This window comes from Corynebacterium sp. HMSC063G05, from assembly GCF_001810555.1.
Lineage (GTDB): Bacteria > Actinomycetota > Actinomycetes > Mycobacteriales > Mycobacteriaceae > Corynebacterium > Corynebacterium jeikeium_D.
Genome location: NZ_KV801856.1, coordinates 1 through 14,114, shown reverse-complemented (window position 1 = coordinate 14,114; position 14,114 = coordinate 1). Strand labels below are relative to the sequence as shown.

At 56.5% G+C, this 14,114-nt stretch carries 13 protein-coding genes and 7 tRNA genes; 14 read left to right on the top strand and 6 right to left on the bottom strand.

The window, feature by feature from the left end; genetic code table 11:
• Positions 1 to 100 precede the first annotated feature (100 nt).
• The 6 genes from HMPREF2751_RS07210 to HMPREF2751_RS07185 form a co-directional block, all read right to left on the bottom strand.
• Positions 101 to 173 (bottom strand) — tRNA-Gly (locus HMPREF2751_RS07210).
• A 27-nt stretch (positions 174 to 200) separates the two neighbouring features.
• Positions 201 to 275 (bottom strand) — tRNA-Val (locus tag HMPREF2751_RS07205).
• 66 nt (positions 276 to 341) lie between these two features.
• Positions 342 to 414, bottom strand: a tRNA-Gly gene (locus HMPREF2751_RS07200).
• A gap of 27 nt (positions 415 to 441) precedes the next feature.
• Positions 442 to 516 (bottom strand) — tRNA-Val (locus tag HMPREF2751_RS07195).
• A 32-nt stretch (positions 517 to 548) separates the two neighbouring features.
• Positions 549 to 619, bottom strand: a tRNA-Cys gene (locus tag HMPREF2751_RS07190).
• A gap of 66 nt (positions 620 to 685) precedes the next feature.
• Positions 686 to 758 (bottom strand) — tRNA-Gly (locus tag HMPREF2751_RS07185).
• A gap of 357 nt (positions 759 to 1,115) precedes the next feature.
• On the opposite strand from HMPREF2751_RS07185, the gene HMPREF2751_RS07180 reads away from it, so the two are divergent.
• The 14 genes from HMPREF2751_RS07180 (at position 1,116) to HMPREF2751_RS07115 (ending at position 13,719) form a co-directional block, all read left to right on the top strand.
• Positions 1,116 to 1,190, top strand: a tRNA-Val gene (locus tag HMPREF2751_RS07180).
• A 185-nt stretch (positions 1,191 to 1,375) separates the two neighbouring features.
• A complete protein-coding gene (locus HMPREF2751_RS07175; RefSeq protein WP_049190805.1) occupies positions 1,376 to 1,966 on the top strand; it encodes a copper resistance CopC family protein in 591 nt (196 codons plus the stop codon).
• 4 nt (positions 1,967 to 1,970) lie between these two features.
• The gene (locus HMPREF2751_RS07170) at positions 1,971 to 2,579 is read left to right on the top strand and encodes a copper chaperone PCu(A)C (RefSeq protein WP_049190804.1); all 609 of its coding nucleotides are present in this window, start codon (positions 1,971 to 1,973) and stop codon (positions 2,577 to 2,579) included.
• Between the two features lie 286 nt (positions 2,580 to 2,865).
• Complete coding sequence (locus HMPREF2751_RS07165) at positions 2,866 to 4,092, top strand: Dyp-type peroxidase (protein WP_040361740.1); 1,227 nt, start codon at positions 2,866 to 2,868, stop codon at positions 4,090 to 4,092.
• Positions 4,093 to 4,251: 159 nt separating this feature from the next.
• A complete protein-coding gene (gene thrS, locus HMPREF2751_RS07160; protein WP_246823186.1) occupies positions 4,252 to 6,246 on the top strand; it encodes a threonine--tRNA ligase in 1,995 nt (664 codons plus the stop codon).
• Between the two features lie 151 nt (positions 6,247 to 6,397).
• Complete coding sequence (locus HMPREF2751_RS07155) at positions 6,398 to 7,033, top strand: ATP adenylyltransferase (protein ID WP_042388668.1); 636 nt, start codon at positions 6,398 to 6,400, stop codon at positions 7,031 to 7,033.
• Positions 7,027 to 7,728 (top strand): phosphatidylinositol phosphate synthase, encoded by a 702-nt coding sequence (pgsA, locus tag HMPREF2751_RS07150; protein ID WP_070595763.1) that lies wholly within the window; start codon positions 7,027 to 7,029, stop codon positions 7,726 to 7,728. The genes HMPREF2751_RS07155 and pgsA overlap by 7 nt, the downstream gene beginning before the upstream one ends.
• An 11-nt stretch (positions 7,729 to 7,739) precedes the next feature.
• The gene (locus HMPREF2751_RS07145; protein ID WP_048731328.1) at positions 7,740 to 8,642 is read left to right on the top strand and encodes a phosphatidylinositol mannoside acyltransferase; all 903 of its coding nucleotides are present in this window, start codon (positions 7,740 to 7,742) and stop codon (positions 8,640 to 8,642) included.
• A 2-nt stretch (positions 8,643 to 8,644) separates the two neighbouring features.
• Positions 8,645 to 9,787: a glycosyltransferase family 4 protein gene (locus tag HMPREF2751_RS07140; RefSeq protein WP_048731326.1), complete on the top strand. Its 1,143-nt coding sequence runs from the start codon at positions 8,645 to 8,647 to the stop codon at positions 9,785 to 9,787.
• 53 nt (positions 9,788 to 9,840) lie between these two features.
• Positions 9,841 to 10,344 (top strand): NUDIX hydrolase, encoded by a 504-nt coding sequence (locus HMPREF2751_RS07135; RefSeq protein ID WP_070595762.1) that lies wholly within the window; start codon positions 9,841 to 9,843, stop codon positions 10,342 to 10,344.
• A gap of 139 nt (positions 10,345 to 10,483) precedes the next feature.
• A complete protein-coding gene (gene pdxS, locus HMPREF2751_RS07130) occupies positions 10,484 to 11,386 on the top strand; it encodes a pyridoxal 5'-phosphate synthase lyase subunit PdxS (RefSeq protein WP_005511452.1) in 903 nt (300 codons plus the stop codon).
• Between the two features lie 2 nt (positions 11,387 to 11,388).
• On the top strand, positions 11,389 to 12,267 hold the full coding sequence (locus HMPREF2751_RS07125) for an acyl-CoA thioesterase (RefSeq protein ID WP_016422678.1): 879 nt from the start codon (positions 11,389 to 11,391) through the stop codon (positions 12,265 to 12,267).
• Positions 12,267 to 12,887, top strand: a complete 621-nt coding sequence (gene pdxT, locus HMPREF2751_RS07120) for a pyridoxal 5'-phosphate synthase glutaminase subunit PdxT (RefSeq protein WP_048731318.1) — start codon at positions 12,267 to 12,269, stop codon at positions 12,885 to 12,887. Before HMPREF2751_RS07125 ends, pdxT begins: the two co-directional genes overlap by 1 nt.
• Positions 12,888 to 12,966: 79 nt before the next feature.
• Positions 12,967 to 13,719, top strand: coding sequence for a YebC/PmpR family DNA-binding transcriptional regulator (locus HMPREF2751_RS07115; RefSeq protein WP_049172992.1), 753 nt, complete (start codon positions 12,967 to 12,969; stop codon positions 13,717 to 13,719).
• Positions 13,720 to 14,114 lie beyond the last annotated feature (395 nt).

The following is a 14,114-nucleotide window of genomic DNA, read 5'->3' as shown; positions in this document are numbered from 1 at the left end:
TGAAAGTCAGACACACTTTTTGCTACTTAACCCGAAATTGGTTGCCTAACAAAGGTTAAACGAAAACTCCCTCCCGGATACCCGGAAGGGAGTTGGTCTGAGCGGATGACGGGACTCGAACCCGCGACCCTAACCTTGGCAAGGTTATGCGCTACCAGCTGCGCTACATCCGCAAATACGCTCGCCCATAAGGGCTTACGTGGTGCGCGATACTAGGATTGAACTAGTGACCTCTTCCGTGTCAGGGAAGCGCTCTCCCACTGAGCTAATCGCGCTGGGGTAAAAGCTATATAGAAGCTTTCAAGCGCAACCCCCTTCCAGGAGAAGGGGGTTTTGCACTGAGCGGATGACGGGACTCGAACCCGCGACCCTAACCTTGGCAAGGTTATGCGCTACCAGCTGCGCTACATCCGCAAATACGCTCGCCCATAAGGGCTTACGTGGTGCGCGATACTGGGATTGAACCAGTGACCTCTTCCGTGTCAGGGAAGCGCTCTCCCGCTGAGCTAAACGCGCATTACATCGAAACCGGTAAGGAATCTCTGCTGAGGTGGAAACGGGAATCGAACCCGTGTACACGGCTTTGCAGGCCGTTGCCTCGCCACTCGGCCATTCCACCGTGAGGCTGCCGCCTCAGTGGTTGCCTCGAAGTTATACCACAGAGCTTAACTTCTTGAGAAACCAGAGCGGATGACGGGACTCGAACCCGCGACCCTAACCTTGGCAAGGTTATGCGCTACCAGCTGCGCTACATCCGCATCACGTTGCAAGGAGAGCGAAGAAGAATCTCAATTGCTCTCTTGCGGTGCGAAAGATACTTTAGCGTGCTTGTGCGATTGATTACAAATTACCAGGTGAACATCTGTATTGTGCCTGTGGGCGTAGGGCTAAAGACCAACCTTTGATGCCTCTGAATCGCAACGATGTCATTTATTCGCTTTCGTGGGTTGGTTACTGGGGGCTATCGAGTCGCTATCGTCATGGAGTTCCATCGGTGGGGTAATAAATCGTCGAACTGCGCAATCGCAAACGCAATGCAACCCAATTAGGGAAACTTCCAAAACGCGTGCTAACTTATTCCGCAGAGCAGCAAAGGCTTAGTGCTTTTCTGTCCGAGTCCCATAGCTCAGTGGAAGAGCGTTCCGTTCACACCGGAAAGGTCGCTGGTTCGAACCCAGTTGGGACTACCATTTAAAACCCCGGTCGACGCATCGTATAAAAACTGCGCGGCCGGGGTTTTGCTGTGTGACCTGAACTATATTCGTCCCTCTCGGGAACTTTTCTGGACTACCATCCGACAATAGGTATAAGGGCAGCGGTCAGACTACTGCTGTTCTTCTCGAACTGTCCCGCTTAAAGGAGTTGAACTGTTCTAGTGAGTCCCCGGGTCGCTTCAGGCGAAACGTTTCGGTTCTCAAAGTCGGGTTTCCGGCGTGCAGTAGCCGCTGCTGCGGCGCTTGTAGTCTTTGCAGGTGCGTCAGTTATTAATGCTGGCCCCGCGCATGCTCACGATTCCGTGCTGTCGTCTAACCCAGGCGACAAGCAGGTTCTCGATGAATTTCCGCACCACGTTTCTCTCAAGTTCTCCGGCAACCCCAAGAACAATTTCAACACCGTTGCAATTAGTGATGCAGATGCCAAGGAAGTCCTGTACTCCCACGAGCCAGAGGTAGTGGGTAATGAGGTCTCTTTGGATATCCCTGAGGATATTAATCCAGGCCCTGGTAACTACATCATTGGTTTCCAAATCACCTCCTCTGATGGTCACTCCACCCGAGGAAAGACCTCTTTTTCAGTGGCTGATCCGGATGCTGCTGGCGCAGCCGAAGCCGGGGCAGAATCTCGTCAGACCGGTGCGCACGCCGAGGAAACGAAGTCAATACCGCTATGGGCTTATGGCCTCGGTGGTGGACTCATCGTCATCATCGCCGCTGTCGTCATCGTTATTAATCGAAAGGCAAAATAGACACATGAAGCTCAATCGCACTGCAACTACACTGATCGCTGGTTCCGCAGCTCTGACCCTTGCTCTGGCAGGATGCTCGTCCGACGATAACACTGCTGCTGAGGTGACTGAGTCCGCAACCTCCGCTGCGACCGAAGCTACCTCTCAGATGGAGAAGAGTGATGCTGCTGTGCAGCTGGCCGATGCCTACATCAAGGAAAAGCCGGCTGACAAGGGCATGACCGCCATCTTCGGTACGCTGACCAACAACACCGATAAGGACATCAAGGTTTCCTCCTTCAAGCTTGAGGGGCTGAAGGAAGGCACGAAGTTCGAGCAGCACGATACCAAGGACGGCAAGATGTTCGAGGTGCCGGAAGGTTTGACGATTCCTGCTAATGGCGAACTCGTTCTCGAACCGGGTAGCACTCACTTCATGATCATGAACAATGATGAAGCTATGGATGTGGGAGCTGAGTACAAGCTCGTCATTGAGCTTTCCGACGGCTCTAGCATTACCCAGGACGTTGAGGTTCGTGTCCAGCCAGCAGGTGAAGAGGACTACGGTAATGACGGTGACCTGAACAACCCAGAGCACATGGGTGGCGGTGAGATGGATCACTCGGGCCACTAATTTTTGTGACAAGTTGATCAAGCAATCGTTCGTCGTAAAGCGGGCGTGAGCTCAGGTACGTCGAGGAATTGACTAGCTGAATCTAATGGTGGCAGAAGCGCTGGAGTTGGCAGGTTATTGCAGCATATGCAACGAACTCCGGCGCTTTTCTTTTTCCGAAAAAGGTTTTCGATACGGTCGAATTGGATAGGCCAGTGGTTGCGTTGAAGCTATTGAAAAGTTGGCGGATCCCCAGCCATCTCATGTGTTCCAGTTCGAAGTAATCAGAAAGGTAAGAGTGCACAAAATGTCCGAAGGCTTTTCCAGAAGGCGTTTTCTTGGCGGGCTCGGCACCGCCGCAGGAGCCTCAGCGCTCGCCCTGGGGGCGCCGGAAGCCCAGGCGATTGGGTTGGAACGTCCACAGGAAGAGCCGCCGAAACCGCCTTTGCAGACAGCAACCGTACCTTTTGATGGCGCCCACCAGGCGGGGATTGCGACGCCCGCACAGGCGAATCTATGGCTAATTGCCTTCAACGTGAAGAAGGGGGTCGATCGCAATCGCCTCCAAAACCTCATGCGTGCCTGGACGGATGATGCCCGCCGAATGACAGCCGGCAAGGCTACTCGAACGGACTTGGAACCTGAGCTCATGGGGAGTCCGGCCAATCTGACTATCACTGTTGGATATGGGGAGAATTTCTTCACAATCATCGATAGGGAAGACCAGAAGCCTGAGTGGCTGGGAGATCTGCCAAAGTACGTTAACGATGAGCTCCGCCCGGAGTGGAACGGCGGAGACCTGTGCCTGCAGATTTGTGCGGACGACCCAGTAATGGTCTCCCATGCGGCCCGAATGATGATCCGAAATGCAGGTTCTTATTTGGATGTTCACTGGGTGCAAGCTGGTTTCCAGCACGCCAATGGTTCTACGCAGGAAGGCGAGACCCCGCGCAATCTCTTCGGTCAGAAGGACGGTACGGTCAACCCGCGCACTCGTGAAGAATTCGACAAGCAGGTGTGGATTGATAGTGGTCCGGATTGGTTGCGGGGCGGTACAGCGATGGTTGTCCGCCGTATCGAAATGGATATTCCAGGCTGGGATGTGTTGGACCGCGAAAGCCGCACTGTTATTACCGGCCGAGATATCGGCACCGGCGCGCCAATTGGAGGTAAGGACGAGTTTGAGACCGTCGACCTGGCGAAGACTGATGAATATGGTCTGCCTCTGACGGATCCGAACAGCCATGTTGCGCTGTCAATGCCTCCGAAAGAGAAACCTAATCAGCGGATTCTGCGACGGGTCTACAACTATGACCTGCCACCGGAACCGAATGGTCGATTCGAGACCAACACCGGCCTGGTATTCATTTGTTTCCAGAAGGACCCGTTGGAGCAGTTCAATCCGATTCAAGAGCGGCTGTCCAAGAACGACCGTCTCAATCAGTGGATTTTCCACATTGGATCCGCCGTGTTTGTTATGCCACGAGGAACTTCTGAGGAGGAGTACTGGGCCCAGGACCTTTTCGAGGCCTGAGTTTTGACCGTGCGGTAAAGTGTGTGAACGACTGACGAAGGTCACCAGGTATGTGATTTTCGAAGACACTTTGAAAAGGAGTACACGCACGCCGTGTCAGAAGAATTTGCAACCCCAGCACCGTTTTCCGTGCCCGCAGGAGTTTCTGCGGGCGAGGCGATGAGAGACCTGGGTTTCCCGAACAAGGGCGTTGACGCCATCGTTTGTGTCCGCGACCCTGAAGGCAATTTGAAGGATCTGTCCTTTAAGCCAGAAGTGGAAACCGTCTTCGAGCCCGTTCCGGCGAATACTCCGGACGGTCGCGATGTCATCCGCCACTCTGCGACTCACGTGATGGCTCAGGCCGTGCAGTTGGAGTTCCCTGGGACGAAGCTGGGCATTGGCCCTGCCATCGACAATGGTTTCTACTACGACTTCCGTGTCGATGAGCCTTTCTCGCCGGAGGATCTCAAGCGCATCGAAAAGCGTATGAAGAAGATCATCAAGTCTGGTCAGCGATTCGAGCGCTTCGCGTTCGAGTCTGCCGATCAGGCGCAGGAAGCGCTTGCCGACGAGCCGTATAAGCTCGAGCTGATTGTTGAAAAGTCGGCCGGCAAGGTGTCCGAAGATGATGAGGCCAATGTCGACGTCGGTGGTGCAGGTACGACCTTGACCGGCTACCGCAACGTCAATCCGCGTACTGGCGAGACCGAGTGGTTTGATCTTTGCCGCGGCCCGCACGTGCCGACCACTCGTTACATCCCTGCTTTTAAGATCACGCGTTCTTCCGCTGCGTACTGGCGGGGTGACCAATCTCGAGATAACCTGCAGCGTGTTTACGGCACTGCGTGGGAGTCCAAGGAAGCGTTAGACGAGTACCTTGACCGCATGCTCGAGGCTGAGAAGCGCGATCACCGCCGTTTGGGCTCCGAGCTGGATTTGTTCAGCTTCCCGGATGAGATTGGTTCTGGTTTCCCGGTATTCCATGTCAAGGGTGGCATCATCCGCAACGAGATGGAGCAGCACTCCCGTCGCCGTCATATCGAAGCGGGCTATGACTTTGTGAACACGCCGCACGTAACTAAGGGTGACTTGTTCAAGAAGTCTGGTCACCTTGACTTCTACGCGGATGGCATGTTCCCGCCGATGCAGCTCGACGGCGAATATGACGAACACGGCAACTGCACCAAGGCTCCGCAGGACTACTACGTCAAGCCGATGAACTGCCCGATGCACAACCTCATTTTCGCATCGCGTGGTCGCAGCTACCGTGAACTTCCGATTCGTATGTTCGAGTTCGGCACCGTCTACCGCTACGAGAAATCAGGCGTTATCCACGGTCTTACCCGAGCCCGTGGCTTTACGCAGGACGATGCCCACATCTACTGCACCGAGGATCAGCTGGAAGAAGAGCTTACTAATGTCCTCGACTTCATCATTTCGCTTCTGCGTGACTACGGCCTGGATGACTTCTACCTGGAGCTGTCTACGAAGGACGAAAAGAAGTTCGTCGGCTCGGATGAAATTTGGGAGAAGTCCACAGCTATTCTCCAGCGCGTTGCCGATGCTTCTGGCCTCGAGCTCGTTCCTGATCCGGGCGGAGCCGCTTTCTATGGTCCGAAGATTTCCGTCCAAGCCCGCGATGCCATCGGCCGTACTTGGCAGATGTCGACGGTACAGCTCGACTTCAACCTGCCGGAGCGCTTCGAGCTCGAGTACACCGCACCTGACGGAACCAAGAAGCGCCCGATTATGATTCACCGTGCGCTTTTCGGCTCCATCGAACGTTTCTTTGGCGTCCTATTGGAGCACTACGCAGGTGCTTTCCCGGCTTGGCTGGCTCCGGAACAGGTTGTTGGTATTCCGGTTGCGGATGACTGTATCCCACACCTGGAGGGCTTTGCTGCACAGCTGAAGTCTCGTGGCATCCGTGTCCACGTGGATACGTCCGATGACCGCATGCAGAAGAAGATTCGCAACCACACCCAGGCCAAGGTTCCGTTCATGATTCTGGCTGGTGCCCGTGACATTGAGGCAGGTGCCGTCAGCTTCCGGTTCCTCGATGGCACTCAGATTAACGGGGTGGCAGTTGAGAAGGCTGTGGACATCATCTGTGATTGGGTTGCTTCGCGGAATAACGAACAGCCGAACAAGGAGAATATCTCTGCTCTCTAGAGGTCGTTAACGCTCTCTAATTCGACCGCGTTGTTTTAACTGGTGAACCACGCGTGGTAATCCAAAGAAGTTGACCGCGAGGTCGTAAACTACAGCAGAGAAATATATGTGGTCGGGGCTCGAATGGGGTCCCGGCCACGCAACGAAGGGGATGGCAGTGAATCAGTCGGGAAGTGAAGAGTTGCCTCCGCAGCAGCAGGGCAATGCCGGCCAGCAGGAATCGTCTGATGGCGTATACGTCGACAGCGGTTACGGCGAACCGGATCGGCTCACGCGCTTATGGGCACCGTACCGGCTGGATTACATCGTCAAGCGTGGTGTGCATAACTCCAAGCCATCCCGTAACCCCTTCGTTGATTTGCCGAAGCAAAGCGATGAGGAAGCACTCATTATCGCTCGCGGCGAGTGGGTGTACGCCGTTCTGAATCTGTTCCCGTACAACCCAGGGCACCTCATGGTGGTTCCATATCGCGAAGTCGCCAACCTTGAGGACTTGACCGACGAAGAAACAGCCGAGATGATGCGATTTGCCAAGCATGCGGTTCGTACCCTCAAATCGGTTTCGCGTCCGCACGCCGTCAATGTAGGTTTCAACTTAGGCAAGGCCTCCGGCGGTTCGGTCGCCGATCACCTGCATATGCACGTCGTACCGCGCTGGTCGGGTGACAGCAATTTTATGACCGTGATCGATGGCACCAAAGTGTTACCGCAGGCTCTTCGTCAGACTCGCGAGTTGCTTGCCGACGGCTGGCGTGCCCTTAATCAAGAGGATGGGGCAGCATGCTGAGTGTCCGTGGCAGGGCTCCAATCCGCCCAGTAGTTGAACCGATTGCCGCTGCACTTTTGCGGGTCGGCATTAGCCCGAACACGGTCACCCTGGTGGGAACGGTAGTTTCCGTTCTGCTTGCGGTAATCCTGATTCCTACCAACCATCTTTTCGCAGCTGCGGTGTCAATCGCTATTTTCACTGCTTTTGACCTGCTCGATGGCACGATGGCCAGACTGCGAGGGCGGGGAACGAAATACGGAGCGACGCTGGATGCTTCCTGTGACCGTATTACGGATGCTGCACTGTTCGGGGCGATAGCGTATTGGGTGGTGTATCGCCATGGCGCGGATTCAGTGCTGCTCATTCTGACACTGATTACCATGGGATCGTCCCAGGTCATTTCCTACGTTAAGGCTCGAGCAGAGGCTAGCGGCCTCAAGGTCAACGGTGGTCTCGTCGAACGTGCGGAGCGCCTGATTATCGGTCTAATCGGCATTGGGCTCCAGGGGCTTGGCGTGGACTATGCCCTCTACGTCGCGATGTGGCTCCTGGCGATTGGGTCGGTATTCACCGTCGTTCAGCGCTTGTACATGGTGGCTAAGCAGCCAGGAGCGTTGGATCCCATCGCCCCGCCAGAAGGTGCAGCTGATAGTTCATCTATCAACCCTGACTCTGCTACGAAGTCCACGGGTTCGGCTGATTCCAACAACTAAAGGAGGATACGATGACTAGTTTCTTCCTGCCTCGCTCGAAAGATGATTTCGTTGCGCTCGGCTATATGGCCGGGTGGAAGATTTTTGGTCTGCTGCCGGAACGCGTGGCCTACCGCATCGGCAACATAGCCGCCGATCGTGTAGCAGCAAATCCAGCGACTACCCGCCAGCTTCGCAAGAACCTGGCTCGCGTTATGGGCTGTCCGCCTGAGGAAGTGCCGCAAGGTCTTATTCGGGCTTCCATGCGTTCCTATCTACGCTATTGGGTGGAGGCATTCCGGTTGCCCTCCATCGCGTCGCCAGAGTTGGCAGACACGGTCGAATCCACCAGCGATGGGCTCGAACGAGTTGCTGAGGCCCTCGAGGCCGGAGATTCCATCGTCATCCCACTGCCGCATTCTGGTAACTGGGATATGGCAGGTATGTGGCTCGTTTCCCGCCATGGTCGGTTCAGTACCGTGGCGGAACGGCTGAAGCCAGAGGTACTTTACGACGCTTTCGTGGAGTACCGCGAATCCCTCGGATTCCACATTCTCCCGCTTACCGGTGGCAAACCCGCGATGCCGGAACTGCAGAAGCGATTGGAAGAAGGTGGCGTTGTGTGCCTGCTGTCTGATCGTGACTTCGGCGGCCACGGGGTCCCGGTCACTTTTTTCGGCGAGCAGACGACAATGCCGGTCGGTGCAGCAAAGCTGGCACAGGACACGGGCGCTCGGCTTATGCCCGCGGGCCTGTCCTACACGCGCGATGGTTGGCGTTTTGTAGCGCATCCATTCGTGCCGACTGAGGGGCGCGATCTACCTGACATTGTCCAGGACATCGCTACTGTTTTTGAATCTGATATTGCCCAGCATCCAGCGGATTGGCACATGATGCAGCCACTGTGGCCGGCGGATAAGAAGAGGTCAAAGTAGCCGTGCGAATCGGAATGGTGTGCCCGTACTCGTTCGATGTCCCAGGAGGGGTTCAAGCTCACGCGATTGACTTGTGTGAGGAGTTTATCCGTCGCGGCCACGAGGTCAGTCTTATCGGCCCAGCTAGCGCGCAGGCGGACGTGCCGGATTTCGTTGTTCGAGGTGGTGCCGCCATCCCGATTCCGTATAACGGCTCGGTCGCTCGGCTATCTTTTGGTCCCCGCACCAGCCGTCGAGTCCGCACATGGATTGAGGAGGGTAGCTTCGACATTCTTCATATCCATGAGCCGAATTCGCCCAGTTTTTCAATGCTGTCGTTAGTAAACTCGGTCGGGCCGATTGTCGCGACCTATCACTCTGCGGCGACGGACTCCCTAGCATTGAAGTTGGCCACGCCATTTTTGCGGAAGTACCTTGAACGCATTCGGGGAGGCATCGCTGTCTCGGAAGTGGCTCGTCGCTGGCAGGTTGAGCAACTCGGCGGCGACCCGGTTCTCATTCCCAATGGTGTCCGTGTTGGAGATTTCGAGTCCTGCCCGGCCGCCTCATCGTTGCCTGAGATTCCGCCACGGCGTGAAGGGGTCTATCGGCTTGTCTTCCTCGGACGCTTCGACGAATCTCGTAAGGGCTTTGACGTCTTGCTCGACGCGTTGCCAACAATACGTGCGGAGATTCCACAGCTTGAGGTCTGTGTCGTTGGTGATGGTGATATCGCGGCAGCTCGTCGTAAAGCGGGCAGAAACGCAGATGTCCTGCATTTCGTCGGCAGACTGTCGGAGGATGCTAAGGCGTCAATACTCGCCGATGCGGATGCGTACATTGCCCCGCAGCGTGGTGGGGAGAGTTTCGGCATCGTGCTGGTAGAGGCGATGGCGGCGGGTGCGCCGGTGATCTCCAGCGACATCGATGCGTTCAAACTCGTGCTTGACGACGGCCATTACGGGCTTCACTTTGAAAACGGTAACTCCGCAGACCTTGCGGATGCAGTCGTACGCCTTTTGACGCAGCCAAAGTTGGGGGAGGAGCTTCGCGCACTCGGGCATAAGCGGGCTTGGGAGTATGACTGGTCGCAGGTCGCCGACGGCGTTCTGCGTGTGTACGATACGGTGCGCATGGATGGCGAAAAGGTCGTCATTGCGCCATAGAGATTTCCGTCGTGGCAGCTGATTAAACGCAGCGGAGTGAAAGTGGGTTTTCGGTGGACGTAACCGTTCCAATCTGGGTCGTTGTCCTAGTCATTGCGCTGATTGTCGTACTCGTTGGCGGTTTGGTGGCTTCATCGACAGCGACGCGTTTGAACCGTATGCACATTCGCACGGACTTGGCGCGTTCTTCACTGGAAGCGGCGTTGGGGCGAAGGGCCGCAGTCGCTCGTGCCGCCTACCCGGAACTCGCCGGGGTAGTGGCGAAGGTGGAAGCCACACCACTTAGAGCCAACAACACTGGGCAGCGTGCAGACGTGGAAAACGAACTGACTAGGAAAATTGTGGCGCTCTATGAGGAACAGCCCGTGGACCGGACGATGGCAATTGAGCTTTCTGACGCCCATACGCGGCTCGAGCTCGCCCGCCGTTTCTACAATGATGCGGTGACGGATACGAAAGCACTGCGAGCCAGGCCGCTAGTGCGCGCGCTGCGGCTGGCGGGCACTGCACCTGAACCGGAATATTTCGATGTTGCAGATGGACTGACAACGGCTTAATTGTGGGAAAACCCGCTGTTGTGCTGGAAGTTCGCGGTGTTTTCTGACTCAATGAACAGCACTGTCTAGTTCAGGCGTTATAGTGTTAAACGACTACAAACAGTCACATTCACCAGTTTTATTAGGGAAGTAGGGTTCGTTGAGCACGGTTGAGAACAACTCCGGGCAGGGCACCGCACGCGTCAAGCGCGGTTTCGCTGAGATGATGAAGGGCGGCGTCATTATGGACGTCGTTACTCCGGAGCAGGCCAAGATCGCTGAGGATGCCGGCGCAACTGCCGTGATGGCGCTGGAGCGCGTCCCCGCCGATATTCGCGCAGAGGGTGGCGTGTCACGTATGTCTGACCCGGACATGATTGAGGGCATTATCAATGCCGTCTCCATTCCGGTTATGGCCAAGGCCCGTATCGGCCACTTTGTTGAGGCACAGGTTCTGCAGTCCCTCGGTGTTGACTTCATTGACGAGTCCGAGGTTCTGACCCCGGCCGACTACTCGAACCACATCGACAAGTTTGACTTCACCGTGCCGTTCGTCTGTGGCGCGACCAACCTGGGTGAAGCTCTGCGCCGCATCAACGAGGGCGCTGCCATGATTCGCTCGAAGGGCGAGGCCGGTACCGGTGATGTCTCCAACGCTGTGACTCACATGCGCACCATCCGCGCTGAGATTAACCGTCTGCGTTCTATGGCTCCGGACGAGCTCTACGTTGCCGCCAAGGAGCTGCAGGCACCGTACGAGCTGGTACGCGAGGTCGCTGAGACCGGTAAGTTGCCAGTCGTGCTGTTCACCGCAGGTGGCATTGCAACTCCGGCTGACGCTGCAATGATGATGCAGCTCGGTGCTGAGGGTGTCTTTGTTGGTTCCGGTATCTTCAAGTCCGGTGATCCGGAGAAGCGCGCCAAGGCTATCGTCCAGGCAACCCAGCACTACGATGATCCGAAGGTCATCGCTGATGTCTCCCGCGGTCTCGGCGAGGCAATGGTCGGCATCAACGTCGACGAGATTCCGCAGCCGCACCGACTCGCTGAGCGTGGCTGGTAAAAATGGCTAACATCCGCGAGGTATTAGATCTGGAGCAGATTGACCGGGACATTTTCCGTGGCCCAGTCATTAAGTCAATCCTGCAGCGCACTTTCGGTGGCCAAGTTGCCGGCCAGTCCCTCGTCGCGGCGACGCGCACGGTGGGTAATACCTTCGCGGTGAACTCCCTCCACGCCTACTTTGTAGGCCCGGGCCGCCCCCATATCCCGACGGTGTACATGGTCAAGCGTATTCGCGATGGACGGTCTTTCTGCCACCGCTCCGTCGAAGCTGTGCAAGATGGCCGTACGATTTTCGTAATGCAGGTCAGCTTCCACCGTAAGGGGGATGAGGGACTCGAGCACTCTGACGTGATGCGCAAGGTGCCAGATCCTGAAGATGTGGTCACCGACACCTCTGAGATGACGAACACACGTCGTCTACTAATGCGCGAGTGGGCGGACTGGGATATCCGGGTAGTGCCGGATGATCAGTTCGAACACAACAAGTACACCCCGTCCCAGCAGCTGGTATGGTTCCGGTGCAAGGATCGCCTGCCGGATAACGAGACCTTCCACGTCTGCACGCTGGCGTACATGTCGGATATGACTTTGCTGTCATCGGCACTCGTTCCGCATCCAGGCGTTGAGGTCCAGGAAGCCAGCCTCGACCACGCGATGTGGTTTATGCGTCCGTTCCGTGCGGATGAATGGCTGCTCTACGACCAGATTTCGCCATCGGCGCACGCGGGTCGCGCATTGACTCACGGTCGCATCTTTAACCAAAAGGGCGAGCTCGTGGCCGTCGTCACGCAGGAAGGGCTGACCCGAAGCCTGGCCCCGGGTGTCGAGCCCGTGCCAGTGGCGACGAACTTCGATGCTCGCAGTGAGAACCTAGATTAATGACACAGGAAACAATCGGTATCCTCGCTCTTCAGGGCAACGTTGCCGAACACGGATATGTGCTTGACCAGCTCGGCGTCCCGCACCGAAAGGTGCGCTTGCCCCGTGATCTGGAAGGGCTTAGCGGCCTAATTTTGCCCGGCGGCGAGTCCACAACCATGAGCAAGCTGATGGTCTTCAATGAGCTTGAAGACCCGCTGCGGGAAGCCCTCCGCGATGGCCTTCCGGCATATGGCACCTGCGCCGGCATGATTTTGCTTGCCGACGAAGTGCTCGATACCCGTCCGGATGCCGTTAGCCTGGGGGCGATTGACATCACCGTCCGTCGTAACGCATTTGGCCGGCAAGTGGATTCCTTCGAAACTGACTTGGATATTCCGCAGCTGGCGATCAGTGGTGACCAGCCGCCTGTACACGCCGCCTTTATTCGCGCACCGTGGGTCGAGCGTGTCGGTGATGATGTTGAGGTGCTAGCGCGGGTGCCAGAATCGGCTGGAGAGACCGCAGGTACAGTGGTCGGAGTACGGCAGGGGGCTGCGATGGCCACCAGCTTTCACCCGGAGTCGACGGGGGAGACGCGGCTCCACGAGTTCTTTTTGCGAGAGCTTGTCGGCATTTAAATCCCCGGTTTGTATAATGAACACCTGACGAATTCCCATCTACATGGGTATTGACGAGAGGAATGGTAGGAACTAGCACATGGCGGGTCATTCAAAATGGGCAACCACAAAGCACAAGAAGGCTGCTAATGACGCCAAGCGCGCCAAAGAGTGGGCAAAGATGATCAAGAACATCGAGGTCGCGGCTCGTACCGGCGGCGGTGATCCTGCTGGTAACCCCACCCTCGATGACATGATTAAGAAGGCCAAGAAGGCCTCGGTTCCCAACGACAACATTGAGCGTGCCCGCAAGCGTGGTTCCGGCGAGGAGTCCGGCGGTGCTGACTGGGAGACCATTGTCTACGAAGGCTATGCACCTGGCGGTGTCGCTTTGATTGTGGAGTGCCTGACTGATAACCGTAACCGTGCTGCTTCCGATGTGCGCTCGGCGTTCAACAAGAACAACGGCAACATGGCGGACAACGGCGCCGTGGCTTACCTGTTCGAAAAGAAGGGTGTCGTCGAGCTGCCGAAGGGCGAACTGACCGAGGATGACCTGCTTATGGCGGTTCTCGATGCCGGTGCAGAGGAGGTCAACGACCTGGGCGAAAAGTTCGAGGTTGTCTCCGCCTTTACCGATCTGATGAATGTCCGCACCGCTCTTGTCGATGCCGAAATGGAGTATGACTCCGCAGATCAGGACTACCGGGCTTCTACCACGGTCGCTCTCGATGCTGACGGTGCACGCAAGCTCTTCCGTCTGATTGACGCTCTCGAAGAGTCCGACGACGTGCAGAACGTCTACTCGAACGCCGACATCAGCGACGAGGTTATCGCCGAACTCGACGACTAGGCGTTTGCTTGGCGACGGTTCCGCTGACCGGCTTCCCGGCGTTAAAGGGGTGCCCGCGCAGGGTAGTCCGCAGCGCTGAATTGCGCGGTGAGCTGGTGTGAATGGAAGATCCCCATCGGAGAGTCGTCCGATGGGGATTTTTTTGGGGGGGGAGACAGGCAGAGTCAAAGAGTGTGTCTGATCCTCAAGATAGCGACTGGTCAGAGCCCGCCTGCGGGTAGCTCCACACCCTGGGGGGGTAAGGAGAAAAACCGACAACCCGACACACTGGCAACCTCAAAAAATTACGGGCTGCGCGTGTGAATACGGCTGCAAATGTGAAACTGTGCGAGTTTATGTCACTATCAGACGATTTTTCAGGGGTAGGTTCAGGCGGTGAATGCATCACCACTTTC

Bases quoted from the DNA above. Each gene is read 5' to 3' on its own strand.
- pgsA (WP_070595763.1), top strand. From the start codon at position 7,027: ATGCTGAGTGTCCGTGGCAGGGCTCCAATCCGCCCAGTAGTTGAACCG.
- HMPREF2751_RS07115 (WP_049172992.1), top strand. From the start codon at position 12,967: ATGGCGGGTCATTCAAAATGGGCAACCACAAAGCACAAGAAGGCTGCT.
- thrS (WP_246823186.1), top strand. From the start codon at position 4,252: ATGAGAGACCTGGGTTTCCCGAACAAGGGCGTTGACGCCATCGTTTGT.
- HMPREF2751_RS07170 (WP_049190804.1), top strand. From the start codon at position 1,971: ATGAAGCTCAATCGCACTGCAACTACACTGATCGCTGGTTCCGCAGCT.
- HMPREF2751_RS07145 (WP_048731328.1), top strand. From the start codon at position 7,740: ATGACTAGTTTCTTCCTGCCTCGCTCGAAAGATGATTTCGTTGCGCTC.
- HMPREF2751_RS07125 (WP_016422678.1), top strand. From the start codon at position 11,389: ATGGCTAACATCCGCGAGGTATTAGATCTGGAGCAGATTGACCGGGAC.
- HMPREF2751_RS07165 (WP_040361740.1), top strand. From the start codon at position 2,866: ATGTCCGAAGGCTTTTCCAGAAGGCGTTTTCTTGGCGGGCTCGGCACC.
- HMPREF2751_RS07155 (WP_042388668.1), top strand. From the start codon at position 6,398: ATGGCAGTGAATCAGTCGGGAAGTGAAGAGTTGCCTCCGCAGCAGCAG.
- pdxT (WP_048731318.1), top strand. From the start codon at position 12,267: ATGACACAGGAAACAATCGGTATCCTCGCTCTTCAGGGCAACGTTGCC.